Here is a 14,991-nt window from a genome sequence, read left to right on the forward strand (position 1 = left end):
CTGAGACGACGATGAGCACTACTCAAACTGCACCTCACGGTGAGCTGGTTCTGCGCACACTGGCCATGCCCGCTGATACCAATGCGAATGGCGATATCTTTGGTGGCTGGCTGATGTCGCAAATGGACATTGGCGGCGCCATCATGGCGAAAGAGATTGCCGAAGGACGCGTTGTCACGGTACGCGTTGACGGCATGAGTTTCCTCAAACCCGTCGCCGTCGGTGATGTGGTGTGCTGCTATGCACGCTGTCTGCGCACCGGGCGCAGTTCGTTGGATATCAATGTGGAAGTGTGGGTGAAGAAGGTCTCTACCGCCCCCATCGGGCAGCGTTACCGCGCAACCCAGGCACTTTTCACCTACGTTGCCGTGGATGAAGTGGGCCACCCCTGCGAATTACCGGCCGGAAAAAGCCACTTTACCGCCCCCGATCCGGCCCAGGATCAACCCTGACCACCCATTACTGTCATCGGGTCTTGGACAAAAAAAGAACCGCATCTGCGGTTCTTTTTCATTGGTATACTGCGGTGTGTTATTCAACCACGGCACCGCCATCAATTTTAAAGATGATGGTGACTTGCAAATCTTTTCCCGGTTTTCCCGCTTCATAGCGCCATTTACGCATTGCCTGGCGAATATCCCGTTCAAACATATTGCGCGGCTGTGCGTTGAGCACGCGAATATTGTCAACTCGCCCTTCGCTATCCACATCAAACTGAAGCGTTGCCCGACCTTCCACGCGCAGCGCAAACGCACGTGCCGGATACTGCGGTTGCGCACGGCTCAACGGTCGCGGTCCTGACGACTGCGCTGAGGCAGCGGGTGCCGGGGCTTGGCGCACGGGCGCATTGTCACGGGTTCTGCTGGCATCCTCTGAAGTAAACGGCGAAGGAGGCTGTTTCTCGTCAGCTTTCTCTTGCGTTTTCTTGGGTTGCTCGACCTTTTTCTTCACCGGTTCCGTTTTCGGTTTTGGCTTAGGTTTCGGTTCTGGCTTGGGCTCCGGCAACGGGATCGCGACAGGCTGCGGTATGGGTTCCGGCTCTGGCTCAGGTTGTTTCACCGCCTCGACCTGTGGTTCGGGCTCCGACTCTGGCTGTGCGGCTTGCGGAGCGGGGGCGGCTTCCGTCGCTGCAGGCGCGACCATCACGACGCTGATCGGTTTCGTCGCCTGAGGAAGTTCAAGTGCGTCATTAAACGATGCGTATAACAATACGGCGATTAGTCCGCCATGAGCGCCAACAGAAAGTAAAAAAGACCATGATTGGCGGCGGATTCCTAATAAAGTTGTTTGCGGCATAATTTTTCGTTGTCCTCTTAGCCGCCCAAGTTTAAATGCAAATAGCAATCATATTCAATAAGAACCCGATAGTTTGTTAAAAAAACCACGGGCAGAGTATGATGGTGTTTTCCCGCTATTCCCTTGAGGATTATCAAGATGTTGTACATCATTTTTGCTCAGGACGTTTCTGATTCATTGTCAAAGCGTATGGCTGCACGCCCTGCCCATTTAGCACGGTTGCAAACCTTGCGCGATGAAGGTCGGCTGCTTACGGCCGGTCCGCTCCCCGCTGTTGACGGTGAAAACCCCGGTGATGCCGGGTTTACCGGTTCCGCCGTTATTGCCGAATTTCCCTCTCTGACCGACGCACAGCGCTGGGCCGATGCCGACCCTTACGTGGCCGCAGGTGTATACCACAGCGTAGTAGTAAAACCCTTCAAAAAGGTGTTTTAACCCTGCATTACCAACGGTTATTTTGTTTAAGACAGCATTTCTGATGCAGCAAAAACGCCCGGTTTAACGCGTTTTTGCTGTATTACAGGCTGTAATTCAACGTTGTTTTTATTTCAGTTAATTTGAAAGACTTGAGTAATTAAGAGAAAAAGCTGAAATAATATAGTCATTTAACAATGCTATGGTACTGACTCTTGTTGATGGAGAGCCAGGACTTATGCTACCACGATTCGCGTTTCTGAAAGGAAAAGGGACGTTGTTCCGCAGATTCCGACCCAGCATTCTTTTGGGATTATTGCTGATTATCGGCTTGTTTTCATTGCTGCAACTGATGTCGATCGCGATTATTTCCAACACCATGAGCCAAGTACAGCGTGATACCACGGCCAACAATCGTTTACGTGAACAACAAGCGCTTTTGGATCAGGCGCGTATGGCGGCAATGAACGCCAGCGATAAGTTAAACCGGGCGGGTATCTATCTCATGGTAGATAAAGAGACCGGTTCCGTAGGCAGTTGGAATAGCCTGATGGAAGAGGCACAAGTCTCTCTCAAACAGGCTCAAGACTATTATCAACAGATCGAAAAACCTGACGACACTGACAGCGACAGTCAGGCGTTACTGCGGAGCTACCAACAACTGTATCAAGGGTTGGTTGAGTTGGCGGACGGTATCAAACAGAGCAATCAGATCGATATCTTTTTTATGGTGCCTATTCAGGCTTACCAGAATGATTTCACACAGAAATACGGACACTATCTGGCGAGTAATACCGCACGTCAAAAGCAGCACGGGGAACAATTTCTGGTTTCCCTCGACCGTACCCACACCATCTTCATGATCGTACTCGGCCTGCTGCTGGCCGTTTCGCTTAGCGTGTGGGTGACCGTGAACCGGATCATCATTCGCCCCCTCAATCGCATTATTCACCATCTTGGGCGCATTGCATCCGGCGATCTGTCACAGCAACTTGATGAGAACAGTGGATGTACCCGCGAGATCGCCGTGTTAAACCGTAGCATGGCACAAATGCAAACTGGGTTGACCCGTCTTGTTAGCCAGGTACGCTACGGCATTGATGCCATGACGCAGCACGTTGACCGCGTTGCGGTAGACAATCAGGCGCTGTTTTCGCAGGCCCGCCTGCAAGCTAGTGCGCTAAAAGCGACCACGGACAACATTCTTCAATTGAATGAACAACTGGCGCAACACACTCAGCATACCGAGCAGGCCAGTCAGCATGCGCTGAACACCAGCACCATGGCCGCTCACGGCGAGTTGATGATGAATGACGTGCATACCGCCATGTCCGACATCACCGGACGCACCAAAGAGATGACGGATGCCATCGGGATGATCGAAAACGTGGCGTTTCAAACGCACATACTTTCATTGAATGCCGCCATTGAGGCGGCGCGCGCGGGCGAACTGGGGCGTGGTTTTGCGGTGGTTGCCCGCGAGGTCGGCACCCTGGCAGCGCAGAGTAGCCAGTCGGCACAGCACATTAATGTGCTGATTCGCGACTCAGACAGCAGCGTTGCGACCGGTGCCAAATTGGTCAAGAAATTGAGTGACAGCCTGCAAAACATCATCAACTCTGCACAGGGCACAGGCACATTTCTCAATGAGATCGCCGACATTTCCGCGCAGCAAACCCAGCATATTCAGGCGGTAACCGGGCGTATTCAAACCCTGAACGACACAGTTAAACAGAATGTCAGTCAGGTAGAAGCCAGCGCCGATACGTTTAACGCATTACTGGCACAGACCGAGCAGTTGCGCTCATCCGTCACCCTCTTCACCCTGCCAACGTCAAGCGCGCTGGATACGGAGAAACCCGCAGCATCCGCCCTATTGGGTATCGCGCGCTAGCAACACACTGACAACGCTAAACAATAACGGCCACACTGCGTGGCCGTTCAGACTGCTTACACGTCCGTTTGAACGACTACCACTCGTAGGCCACCGCATACAGCAGAGCACGACGCTGATGTTTCTGCTGCAGATAACGGGCATAGTGAATATGCCGATAAGTGCGTGACTGGGCTTCCAACCAACGGCCTCTGCGCCGCTGAACCTGGCGTAACATGCGCCACCGGATCACTTCATTCCTGCTGCGTCTCATGACAACACTCTTTATCGAAAACGGGAGGGGGGTGCGGCGTGGTAGTATAGCGCGTTCTCAGGTCAATCCAAGCACTGTGCTCTTTTTGCTAGGTCTGCACTGGCAATTTCTTCCTATTCTATTCAGACGAAAGGAATTTCCTCTTTTGACAAACTATGCGTACACTTTATGTCAATCGTGTGCCGAAGGGATCTGTACGCTGCTATGACCACTTTTTACACGCTGTTGAGTTGGCTACTGGTTCTGGGTTATTGGCTGCTGATTGCTGGCGTCACGCTTCGTGTCTTGATGAAGCGCCGTGCGGTTCCTTCTGCAATGGCCTGGTTACTGGTCATCTATATTCTGCCGCTGGTCGGTATCATCGCTTATCTCTCGTTTGGTGAGTTACATCTGGGTAAGCGGCGTGCTGAACGTGCCAGTCGCATGTGGCCATCAACGGCAAAATGGCTGCGTGAGTTAACCGAGTACCGGCAAATCTTCGCCACGGAGAACAGTGAAGTGGCCCGTTCACTGTTCCAACTGTGTGAACGTCGTCAGGGGATAGGCGGCATCAAGGGCAACCAGTTGCAGCTGCTGACCACTTTCGAAGACACCATCAAGGGGCTGGTGCGTGATATTGACTTGGCACGCAGCGATATCGAGATGGTGTTTTACATCTGGCAGCCCGGCGGGCTGGTAGAACAGGTCACCGCCGCCTTGAAGAAAGCGGCTCAACGTGGCGTATCTTGCCGAATTTTGCTCGATTCTGCGGGCAGCGTCGATTTCTTTCACAGCACCTACCCCTCACAGATGCGCGAGGCCGGGATTGAGGTCGTGGAAGCTCTCAAGGTAAACCTGTTCCGTGCATTTCTGCGCCGCATGGATTTGCGCCAGCACCGCAAAGTGATCCTGATTGATAATCGCATTGCCTATACCGGCAGCATGAACATGGTCGATCCGCGCTTTTTCAAACAGGATGCCGGCGTCGGCCAGTGGGTCGATTTGATGGCGCGCATCGAAGGGCCGATCACCACCACCATGGGCATTATCTATTGCTGCGACTGGGAAATGGAAACGGGTCAACGCCTGTTACCACCACCGCCGGATGTCGGCCTGATGCCGTTTGAGCAGGAACGCGGGCACACCGTGCAGGTGATTGCATCCGGTCCAGGCTATCCCGAAGACATGATCCACCAGGCACTGCTGACGGCCGTCTACTCAGCTCGGCACCAGTTGATCATGACCACGCCCTACTTTGTGCCCAGTGACGATCTGCTGCACGCCATCTGCACCGCGGCACAGCGCGGCGTCGATGTCAGCATTATCCTGCCGCACAAAAACGACTCAGTGTTGGTCGGCTGGGCCAGCCGTGCGTTTTTCAATGAATTGTTCGCTGCTGGGGTAAAAATCTATCAGTTTCAAGATGGATTACTGCACACCAAAAGCGTGTTGGTCGACGGACAGCTCAGCCTTGTGGGCACCGTCAATCTGGACATGCGCAGCCTGTGGCTCAATTTTGAAATCACGTTGGTGATCGACGATGACGGCTTCGGCAGCGATCTGGCCTGCGTACAGGAAGATTACATCGCTCGCTCACGCCTGATGGATGAAAGCAAATGGCAACAGCGTCCTTACTGGCAGCGTATTGTCGAGCGCCTGTTTTACTTTTTCAGCCCGTTTTTGTAATGCTCAGGTTCCCGATAATCGCCGTGCGTTGCGCTGTCAATAGCCGAGCCGTCATGTTTTAATAGTGCCATTACTGAATCTATGGAAATGTCTTATGGACCTGAACAACCGTCTTACGGAAGATGAAACGCTTGAGCAAGCTTACGATATCTTTCTTGAATTGGCGTCAGACAACCTCGACCCGGCGGATATCATCCTGTTCAATCTCCAATTTGAGGAGCGTGGCGGTGCAGAATTGTTTGATCCCGCCGAGGACTGGCAAGAGCATGTTGATGTCGATTTAAATCCTGACTTTTTTGCAGAAGTGGTGATTGGTTTGGCGGAAAAAGATGGTGACCCGATCAACGACGTGTTTGCGCGCATTTTGATTTGCCGTGAAAAAGACAACAAGCTGTGCCATATCTTGTGGCGTGAGTAACACGTCTGACTGATGGCCTGCTGATATGCAGGCCTTTTTTATGGTCAACTTTGTAGCGGATCGACTTTCAGGCACGAAACCGCGTGGGTAAAATTGCCTTCCAGCAACGGGCGTGTCTTGACGCAGGTTTCACTGGCTATCGGGCAGCGGGTGCAAAATACGCAGCCAGCAGGCGGGTTAATCGGTGAAGGCAACTCCCCCTCCAACAGCTGTATCCGTTTGCCGCGCTCTTTATCAGGATCCGGGATCGGCACCGCCGACATCAGCGCCTGGGTGTAAGGGTGTAATGGATTGCCAAACAAGGCGTCATCGGTTGCCAGTTCCACCGCATGGCCGAGATACATCACCAGTACGCGATCGGAGATGTGTCGAACCACAGAAAGATCGTGCGCGATAAAAATCAACGACAGTTGCATTTCCTTCTGCAATTGCCGCAGCAAATTTACCACCTGTGCTTGAATAGACACATCAAGCGCCGATACGGGCTCATCACAAATAATCAGTTTGGGGCGTAAAATCAACGCCCGGGCAATACCGATACGCTGACACTGGCCACCAGAAAACTCATGAGGATAGCGGTTAATCTGGTTTGGCAGTAACCCCACCTTCTGCATCATATTTTTGACGCGATCGTTGATCACTTGCCGGGACAGGTCGTTACGATAAGTGCGCAGTGGCTCGGCGATGATCTCACCCACGGTCATACGCGGGTTGAGCGAAGCCAGTGGATCTTGAAAAATCATCTGAATATCGTTACGAACGTGACGCCATCCCTCCTGATGGATGTGGCACAAATCCTGCCCCAACCAGCAAATCTGCCCACTGGTGGCTTTCACCAGCCCAATAATGGCACGCGCCAGGGTCGATTTACCGCAACCCGATTCACCGACAATACCCAGCGTTTCACCTTCATAGAGGCGAAACGTGACGCCATCTACTGCTCTAAGCGACTGCGCGGGTTGCCAAAACCATTTTTTACGCGCATTGATAGCGAAGTGTACACAGAGGTCGCGCACGTCCAGGATAACGCGTTTTTCCTGTTGAGTCGTCATAGCACCTCCTCCACCGCGCGAAAACAGGCCCGCATCCGCCCCGCAGCAAACGTGGTCAATGCGGGCACGTCCTGGCAGCGTTCCATCGCGTAGGGACATCGGGGGAGAAATGGGCATCCCTGCGGTAAATGCAACAGATTGGGGGGGTTACCGGGGATCGTGGCCAACGTTTCGTCACTGACATCCAGACGGGGCACCGCGTTAAGCAACCCTACCGAATAAGGGTGCGATGGGCGATAAAATACATCGCGCGCACTGCCATACTCCATGGTGCGGCCCGCATACATCACCAACACCTTGTCACAAATGCCAGCCACCACGCCTAAATCGTGGGTAATCATGATGATGGAGGTGCTAAATTCCCGTTTTAAATCCGCAAGCAGCAGCATCATTTGCGCCTGAACGGTGACATCCAGCGCCGTGGTCGGCTCATCGGCGATCAGCAGCTTGGGCTGACACAGCAGCGCCATGGCAATCATGACACGCTGACGCATCCCCCCCGAAAACTCATGGGGATACATTTTCATACGCTGACGTGCCTCTGGCATTCGCACCGCATCCAGCATCTTCACCGCGCCGTCAAACGCCTCGCTGCGACTGCACCCTTGATGAAACATCAGGACTTCCATCAACTGTTCCCCGACGCGCATATAAGGGTTAAGCGAGGTCATCGGATCCTGAAAAATCATGGCGATCTCTTTCGCCCGTAGTTTGTTCAGCGCTTTTTCTGGCAGATTGAGAATGTCATTCCCCATAAAGCGCGCCGAACCGCTGGCTTGGCCATTTGCTGCCAGCAACCCCATCAGCGCAAACGCGGTCTGCGATTTTCCCGAGCCTGACTCGCCCACAATGCCCAACGTTTCACCCTGTTCGACAGTAAACGTCAGTGCGTTCACCGCCGTAACATCCCCTTCCTCGGTAGCAAATCGCACGCTGAGATCCGTGACGCTGAGTAACGGGTGCAGCGCGCGCAGGTTATTCCCTTGCTGTTCTGCGTGTTTCGCAATCATAGCGGCTCCTCAACGATCCTTCGGGTCCAGGGCATCCCGTAAGCCATCGCCGATAAAATTAAAACAAAACAGGGTGACAACCAAAAACGCAGCCGGGAACAGCAGCAGCCAAGGCGACACTTCCATTGAGTTCGCCCCGTCATTAAGCAGCGAGCCCCAACTGCTGAGCGGTTCTTGCACGCCCAGCCCAAGAAAACTTAAAAACGACTCGAACAAGATCATACTGGGCACCAGCAGTGACGCGTACACCACGACGACGCCCAGCACATTCGGCACGATATGGCGCAACACAATGCCCGAGGTAGACACGCCGCACACCACCGCCGCTTCAATAAACTCTTTACGTTTAAGGCTAAGCGTCTGCCCGCGCACAATCCTCGCCATATCAAGCCATGACACCATGCCAATCGCGATGAAGATCAACAGGAGTTGCTGCCCAAAAAAGGTCACCAGTAGGATGACGAAAAACATAAACGGAAAAGAGTTCAGGATCTCCAGCCAGCGCATCATGACGGAATCCACTTTGCCACCCGCGTAGCCAGAAATGGCCCCGTACAAGGTGCCCACCAGCACGGCAATGAGCGCAGCGGCAATGCCCACCAGTAATGAAATTCGCCCGCCGATGGCAACGCGCACCAGCAGATCGCGGCCGTTAGAGTCGGTACCAAAATAGTGCATTGACGCCAAATCCGGTGCCTGCGACATCATGGCAAAATCGGTATCGGCAAAATTGAAAGGAGACAGCAACGGCGCCAGCGTAACAAATAGCGTAATGATCCCCAGCATCATAAGGCTCGCGACGGCGGCGCGGTGATGCATAAACCGACGCCCGGCATCCTGCCATAAGCTGCGCCCCTTGACCTCCAATGATTCTCCCATCTTCATCAGCGTGTGATGATTTTGCTTTCTAAACATCCTCACCTCACTCAATAACGAATTTTGGGATCGATGACGGCATAGAGCACATCGATAATGGCGTTAAACAGGATCGTCAAACCGCCCACCAATATGGTCAGGCTAAGCACCAGAGAATAGTCCCGGTTCAATGCACCGTTAACAAACAGTTGTCCGATGCCTGGCAAACCAAAAATGGTCTCGATCACCATTGAACCGGTGATAATGCCAACAAACGCCGGCCCCATGTAGGAGAGCACCGGCAACAAGGCCGGCTTCAGTGCATGGCGCAAAATGATGTGGCGCATCGGCAACCCTTTCGCGCGCGCAGTGCGGATAAAATTGGCATGCAGCACTTCGATCATCGCGCCGCGCGTAATACGCGCAATACTGGCAATGTAAGAGAGTGAAAGCGCCACCATCGGCAATAACACATACTTGCCCGCCCCCCCGTTCCATCCCCCGGCGGGCAACCAGCGCAGCGTGATCGAGAACACCAGTACCAAGAGTGGCGCGACCACAAAACTGGGGATCACCACACCGGTCATGGCAAACCCCATAATGGTGTAGTCCCAGCGGCTATTTTGGTACAACGCCGCTACGGTGCCTGCTGTCACGCCCAGGATCACAGCAAACAGAAAGGCGACCGCACCAAGCTTGGCGGAAACGGGAAACGCGCTAGCCACCAAATCGTTAACCGAGTAGTCCTTATATTTAAATGACGGGCCAAAATCCCCCTGCGCCAATTGAAACAGATAACTGCCGTATTGTTTCAATATCGGATCGTTGAGATGGTATTTGGCCTCAATATTCGCCATGACTTCCGGGGGCAAATTACGTTCACCGGTAAAAGGACTCCCCGGCGCTAACCGCATCATAAAGAACGAAATCGTAATCAATATAAACAGCGTCGGTATCGCTTCCAGACAGCGGCGCAGAATAAATTTCAGCATGGTCCTACCTATAAAGGCATTGCACCTGTTTCTGTGCTCGCCCTCTCTCTACCGATCATTTTTTCGGCAAGAGAGAAGCGATGCACATTAAGGGACGGCGTTAATGTTGTAAAATATAAAGATCTTTCACATGAATATTGTCGAGCGGATCCTTTCCCGTCAGACCACCGACATAGGGTTTTACCAACCGGGTATTCGCGTAATAAAATACCGGAATCGTCACCGCATCGCGGTCCAATTGTGTTTCAGCCTGTTGATAAACTGTCGCACGTTCTTCTTCATTGGCGACTTGCAATGATTTCGCTATAAGCGCATCAAACGCAGCGCTTTTGTAATGTGACGTATTTGAGCTACTGTCCGATAACATGCTGTTTAAAAATGATGATGGCTCATTATAATCCGCACACCACCCGGCGCGAGCCAGGTCATAATTGCCCTGATGGCGTGTACTGAGAAACGTCTTCCATTCTTGATTTTCCAATTTTACGTTCACGCCAATATTTTGCTTCCAGAGCGAGGCGGCCGCAATCGCCATTTTCTTATGCAGGTCGGAAGTATTATAAAGCAGCGTCAACGTCAACGGTTTTTCCGGTGTATACCCCGCTTCGGTTAACAAGCGTTTTGCTTCAGCATTGCGTTTTTCCTGCGGCCAGGTAAACCACTCAGGCACGCTGGCCTTTAAACCATCAATATACGGTGGTACAAAACCATAGGCAGGCATATCACCTTGATTTTTGACCTTGTTGGTTAAAATTGTCTGATCGAGCCCTAAACGCAGCGCCTGACGAACCCGCACATCGGTAAAGGGTGCACGCTGGTTATTAATTTCGTAATAGTAAGAGCACAAATACGGTGTCACCTTCACCTCATTGGGTATTTCCTGCTTCATTTTTTGAAACAGTTCAATCGGTAAATTGGTATAGGTGATGTCAATTTCGCCGCTGCGATAGCGGTTTACGTCCGTCACTTCTGAGGATATGGGTAAATACGTCACCTGCTCAATGGTAGTATGCGCATTATCCCAGTAGTGCGGATTACGCACTAACACCAGGCGCTCATTAACGACCCAGCTTTTCAACATATAGGCACCGTTTCCCACCCAATGCTGTGGTTGGGTCCATTTCTCACCAAACTTTTCTACCACCGTGCGATTGATGGGTTACATGGCAGGATAAACAGGAAGTTTATCAAAATAAGGCACCGCTTCGCTCAGCGTCACCTCCAGCGTATGGTCATCGACGGCTTTGACGCCCAGCGTGTCCGGCGTTTTCTTTCCGGCAATAATGTCGTCAATGTTAACAATATGCCCGTATTGCAGGTAGCTGGCGTAAGGCGAGGCCGTTGCCGGATCGGCTAGTCGTTGCCAACTGTAAACAAAATCCTGCGCGGTGACGGGATCGCCGTTTGACCAGCGTGCGTCTTTACGCAAATGGAAGGTCCAAACGCGGAAACCTTGATTTTCCCAGCGCTCGGCCACACCGGGCACCATTTTTCCATTCGGATCGGTAATCACCAGCCCTTCCAGCAGATCGCGTGAGGCGTTGGACTCTGGCACACCTTCTATTTTATGCGGATCGAGGGAGGCCACTTCCGCACCGTTGTTGCGCACCAGCACCTGATCTTTGGCTAACGCGGTGCCGGGCGGCGGTGCCGAATACGCGACAAGCGCACCGCTACCCCAACTGCCAAGCAACAATGCCACGGTGGCGGCAAGCCGTGCTGCTCTCGTATGCCATTGACGTCGTATTTGCGCCGAATTTGCTTTTTGTGAAACAGCGTAACCTGATAATCCGTTGTCCATATATCCTGTCCTCTCTATGTTATCGTATTGATATAACATGGGTTCCATCAAAGCTAATGCCATGATGGAAATGCAAGACGTATCCTGGAAGCGTTTCTAACGTAATTCTGGTCTACGGCTACCCGTTCTGTGATGACGCAAATACACGACGGGCTATTCTCACGCAAACAACAGGTGAATAATTTTATGGTAATCGAAATATTCAGAGAATAATCCAAATATTTTCCGGCAGATGGCAGGTTATAAATACCAACAAATGCAACAATAACGATACAAATAACCACTTAAATTAACCATTTTGCTTGCTGAATGGAGTCAGCATTTTTGAATCGGGATGAAGATCACACAAAAGGCACCCACTAATGGGTATGCTGCCTTCACAGTGTTAAACAGAAGATGTGGAATGAACCACCATCACCCACGGAGAAGAGAGGAGATTACGCCACCGCTGGCCACAGCCCTTTCAGGCAATGAGTAGGTTAACCATGCGTTCAGCCACGAATGCGATGCCGTTATCTATACTTAGTGTTTTGCAATAATGATTTGGCTACAAATGGTTTGTCAGATCATTGCCTGAAAGAGTTTAACATTATCAGGAGAGCATTATGGCCGTAACAAACGTTGCTGAACTGAACGCATTGGTTGAACGCGTTAAGAAGGCACAGCAGGTCTTCGCCAATTTTACTCAAGAGCAAGTCGATCACATCTTTCGTGCCGCCGCCCTCGCCGCCGCTGACGCCCGCATTCCGCTGGCTAAAATGGCGGTAGCGGAATCGGGTATGGGTATAGTGGAAGATAAAGTGATTAAAAACCACTTCGCTTCAGAATATATCTACAACGCCTATAAGGATGACAAAACCTGCGGTATTTTGTCAGAGGATGACACCTTCGGTACTATCACCATCGCCGAACCGATCGGATTGTTGTGTGGGATTGTCCCGACCACTAACCCAACCTCCACCGCCATTTTCAAAGCGCTTATCAGTTTGAAAACCCGTAATGGCATTATCTTCTCGCCACACCCGCGTGCCAAAAATGCCACTAATAAAGCCGCAGACATCGTGCTTCAGGCCGCCATTGCTGCTGGCGCGCCAAAAGACATTATTGGCTGGATTGATGAGCCTTCCGTAGAATTGTCCAACCAGTTAATGCACCACCCTGACATCAATATGATCCTCGCTACCGGCGGTCCGGGCATGGTAAAAGCCGCCTACAGTTCCGGCAAACCGGCCATCGGCGTGGGTGCTGGCAATACACCGGTAGTGATCGATGAGACAGCAGATATCAAACGCGCCGTTGCCTCGATTCTGATGTCGAAAACGTTCGATAACGGTGTTATCTGCGCCTCTGAACAGTCGGTGATTGTGGTAGACAGCGTTTACGACGCAGTGCGGGAACGTTTTTCAACCCATGGCGGCTATTTGCTGCAAGGTAAAGAACTCGAAGCTATTCAATCGATTATTTTGAAAAATGGCTCGCTCAATGCGGCGATTGTCGGTCAGGCCGCGCCCAAAATTGCGGAAATGGCCGGTTTTACCGTGCCCGCAGGCACTAAAGTCCTGATTGGTGAAGTGGTTAACGTGGATGAGTCAGAACCCTTTGCCCACGAGAAACTGTCACCCACGCTTGCCATGTATCGCGCCAAAGATTTTGACGACGCCGTCGTCAAAGCCGAAAAATTGGTCGCCATGGGCGGTATCGGCCATACCTCGTGTTTGTATACCGATCAGGATAATCAGTTAGCGCGCGTCAACCACTTCGGGGCGATGATGAAAACCGCGCGTATTTTAATCAATACGCCAGCCTCTCAAGGCGGTATCGGCGATCTGTACAACTTTAAGCTGGCACCGTCACTGACCCTGGGCTGCGGCTCTTGGGGCGGTAACTCTATTTCAGAAAACGTCGGACCCAAACACTTGATTAACAAGAAAACGGTAGCCAAGCGAGCTGAAAATATGTTGTGGCACAAACTTCCTAAATCCATCTATTTCCGTCGTGGTTCCTTACCCATCGCACTGGAAGAAGTGGCTGAGGATGGCCACAAACGCGCCTTTATCGTCACTGACCGTTTCCTGTTTAATAACGGCTACGTGGATCAAATCTCCTCGGTGCTGAAACAACACGGTCTGGAAACCGATGTTTTCTTTGAAGTAGAAGCCGATCCTACGTTGAGCATCGTGCGTAAAGGCGCGGAACAGATGCAAGCGTTCAAACCTGATGTGATCATCGCACTGGGTGGCGGCTCGCCGATGGACGCAGCCAAAATCATGTGGGTCATGTATGAGCACCCGGATACCCATTTTGAAGAGTTGGCCCTGCGCTTTATGGATATCCGCAAGCGTATCTACAAATTCCCGAAAATGGGGGTGAAAGCGAAGATGATTGCCGTCACCACCACCTCCGGCACCGGTTCTGAAGTCACGCCGTTCGCCGTAGTAACGGATGATGCCACAGGGCAAAAATACCCGCTGGCTGACTATGCGCTCACCCCGGACATGGCGATCGTGGATGCGAATCTGGTGATGAACATGCCAAAATCCCTGTGCGCCTTTGGCGGCCTGGATGCGGTTACCCACTCACTGGAAGCCTACGTATCGGTGCTTGCCAACGAATATTCCGACGGACAAGCGCTACAGGCATTGAAACTGCTTAAAGAGAACCTGCCAGCCAGCTACCGCGACGGCGCGAAAAACCCGGTAGCGCGTGAACGCGTTCACAACGCCGCCACCATCGCCGGTATCGCCTTTGCCAACGCCTTCCTGGGGGTTTGCCACTCCATGGCGCACAAGCTGGGCTCTGAGTTCCATATTCCGCACGGGTTGGCCAATGCTCTGTTGATTGCGAACGTCATTCGTTATAACGCGAACGACAACCCGACCAAGCAAACCGCATTCAGCCAATACGATCGCCCACAAGCGCGTCGTCGTTATGCCGAAGTGGCGGATCATCTGGGGCTGAGCGCACCCGGCGATCGCACCGCAGCGAAGATTGAGAAGCTGCTGACTTGGTTAGATGAAATTAAAACTGAACTGGGCATCCCAACCTCGATTCGCGAAGCAGGCGTGCAGGAAGCCGATTTCCTGGCGAAAGTGGACAAGCTGTCTGAAGATGCCTTTGACGATCAGTGTACTGGTGCCAACCCGCGCTACCCGTTGATCGCTGAGCTGAAGCAGATCATGCTGGACACTTACTACGGTCGTCCGTATACGGAAGTTGTTGAAGAAGAGAAGGCCCCGGCCAAAACCGAGAAAAAAGGTAAAAAGGCTAACTGAGAAGCGATAACACGCCCTTGCCGTTAAGGTGAGGGTTTCTTGCCCCCAGCGAAGCGTACATCGCTGGGG

The 14,991-nt window shown here is 52.2% G+C and carries 12 protein-coding genes and 1 pseudogene; 6 read left to right on the forward strand and 7 right to left on the reverse strand.

Translation table 11 applies throughout. The features are described 5' to 3' along the window. Positions 1-11 precede the first annotated feature (11 nt). Positions 12-452, forward strand: coding sequence for an acyl-CoA thioester hydrolase YciA (yciA, locus tag J5224_RS07435; protein ID WP_264624757.1), 441 nt, complete (start codon positions 12-14; stop codon positions 450-452). Positions 453-531: 79 nt separating this feature from the next. On the opposite strand, the gene tonB is transcribed toward yciA, so the two are convergent. After that, a complete protein-coding gene (tonB, locus tag J5224_RS07440; protein ID WP_264624758.1) occupies positions 532-1,296 on the reverse strand; it encodes a TonB system transport protein TonB in 765 nt (254 codons plus the stop codon). Between the two features lie 138 nt (positions 1,297-1,434). Here tonB and J5224_RS07445 point away from each other — a divergent pair, with 138 nt between their 5' ends. Both J5224_RS07445 and J5224_RS07450 read left to right on the forward strand, forming a co-directional pair. After that, positions 1,435-1,731 (forward strand): YciI family protein, encoded by a 297-nt coding sequence (locus tag J5224_RS07445; protein ID WP_264624759.1) that lies wholly within the window; start codon positions 1,435-1,437, stop codon positions 1,729-1,731. Between the two features lie 217 nt (positions 1,732-1,948). Next, the gene (locus J5224_RS07450) at positions 1,949-3,604 is read left to right on the forward strand and encodes a methyl-accepting chemotaxis protein (RefSeq protein WP_264624760.1); all 1,656 of its coding nucleotides are present in this window, start codon (positions 1,949-1,951) and stop codon (positions 3,602-3,604) included. Between the two features lie 76 nt (positions 3,605-3,680). On the opposite strand, the gene J5224_RS07455 is transcribed toward J5224_RS07450, so the two are convergent. Beyond that, entirely contained in the window at positions 3,681-3,857 is a 177-nt protein-coding gene (locus tag J5224_RS07455) for a YciY family protein (RefSeq protein ID WP_196907077.1), read from the reverse strand. Between the two features lie 204 nt (positions 3,858-4,061). Here J5224_RS07455 and cls point away from each other — a divergent pair, with 204 nt between their 5' ends. Next, on the forward strand, positions 4,062-5,522 hold the full coding sequence (cls, locus tag J5224_RS07460) for a cardiolipin synthase (RefSeq protein ID WP_264624761.1): 1,461 nt from the start codon (positions 4,062-4,064) through the stop codon (positions 5,520-5,522). 94 nt (positions 5,523-5,616) lie between these two features. Continuing rightward, positions 5,617-5,940, forward strand: coding sequence for an HI1450 family dsDNA-mimic protein (locus tag J5224_RS07465; RefSeq protein WP_264624762.1), 324 nt, complete (start codon positions 5,617-5,619; stop codon positions 5,938-5,940). 44 nt (positions 5,941-5,984) lie between these two features. Here the strand turns inward: J5224_RS07465 and oppF are convergent, their stop codons facing one another. From oppF to oppA, 5 genes and pseudogenes are all read right to left on the reverse strand, one after another. Continuing rightward, positions 5,985-6,992, reverse strand: coding sequence for a murein tripeptide/oligopeptide ABC transporter ATP binding protein OppF (gene oppF, locus J5224_RS07470; RefSeq protein ID WP_264624763.1), 1,008 nt, complete (start codon positions 6,990-6,992; stop codon positions 5,985-5,987). Further along, positions 6,989-8,002, reverse strand: a complete 1,014-nt coding sequence (oppD, locus tag J5224_RS07475) for an oligopeptide ABC transporter ATP-binding protein OppD (RefSeq protein ID WP_264624764.1) — start codon at positions 8,000-8,002, stop codon at positions 6,989-6,991. The genes oppF and oppD overlap by 4 nt, the downstream gene beginning before the upstream one ends. A gap of 9 nt (positions 8,003-8,011) precedes the next feature. Next, a complete protein-coding gene (gene oppC, locus J5224_RS07480; protein ID WP_264624765.1) occupies positions 8,012-8,917 on the reverse strand; it encodes an oligopeptide ABC transporter permease OppC in 906 nt (301 codons plus the stop codon). Between the two features lie 11 nt (positions 8,918-8,928). Then, positions 8,929-9,849 (reverse strand): oligopeptide ABC transporter permease OppB, encoded by a 921-nt coding sequence (oppB, locus tag J5224_RS07485; protein ID WP_264624766.1) that lies wholly within the window; start codon positions 9,847-9,849, stop codon positions 8,929-8,931. 100 nt (positions 9,850-9,949) lie between these two features. Beyond that, positions 9,950-11,545: pseudogene (gene oppA, locus J5224_RS07490) on the reverse strand (oligopeptide ABC transporter substrate-binding protein OppA). 710 nt (positions 11,546-12,255) lie between these two features. Here oppA and adhE point away from each other — a divergent pair. Continuing rightward, entirely contained in the window at positions 12,256-14,922 is a 2,667-nt protein-coding gene (gene adhE / locus J5224_RS07495; protein WP_264624767.1) for a bifunctional acetaldehyde-CoA/alcohol dehydrogenase, read from the forward strand. Positions 14,923-14,991: the final 69 nt, after the last annotated feature.

This window comes from Candidatus Symbiopectobacterium sp. NZEC135, assembly GCF_025962695.1.

Bases quoted from the DNA above. Each gene is read 5' to 3' on its own strand.
- oppF (WP_264624763.1), bottom strand. From the start codon at position 6,992: ATGACGACTCAACAGGAAAAACGCGTTATCCTGGACGTGCGCGACCTC.
- oppC (WP_264624765.1), bottom strand. From the start codon at position 8,917: ATGTTTAGAAAGCAAAATCATCACACGCTGATGAAGATGGGAGAATCA.
- tonB (WP_264624758.1), bottom strand. From the start codon at position 1,296: ATGCCGCAAACAACTTTATTAGGAATCCGCCGCCAATCATGGTCTTTT.
- oppD (WP_264624764.1), bottom strand. From the start codon at position 8,002: ATGATTGCGAAACACGCAGAACAGCAAGGGAATAACCTGCGCGCGCTG.
- J5224_RS07455 (WP_196907077.1), bottom strand. From the start codon at position 3,857: ATGAGACGCAGCAGGAATGAAGTGATCCGGTGGCGCATGTTACGCCAG.
- yciA (WP_264624757.1), top strand. From the start codon at position 12: ATGAGCACTACTCAAACTGCACCTCACGGTGAGCTGGTTCTGCGCACA.
- J5224_RS07465 (WP_264624762.1), top strand. From the start codon at position 5,617: ATGGACCTGAACAACCGTCTTACGGAAGATGAAACGCTTGAGCAAGCT.
- oppB (WP_264624766.1), bottom strand. From the start codon at position 9,849: ATGCTGAAATTTATTCTGCGCCGCTGTCTGGAAGCGATACCGACGCTG.
- J5224_RS07445 (WP_264624759.1), top strand. From the start codon at position 1,435: ATGTTGTACATCATTTTTGCTCAGGACGTTTCTGATTCATTGTCAAAG.
- adhE (WP_264624767.1), top strand. From the start codon at position 12,256: ATGGCCGTAACAAACGTTGCTGAACTGAACGCATTGGTTGAACGCGTT.
- J5224_RS07450 (WP_264624760.1), top strand. From the start codon at position 1,949: ATGCTACCACGATTCGCGTTTCTGAAAGGAAAAGGGACGTTGTTCCGC.
- cls (WP_264624761.1), top strand. From the start codon at position 4,062: ATGACCACTTTTTACACGCTGTTGAGTTGGCTACTGGTTCTGGGTTAT.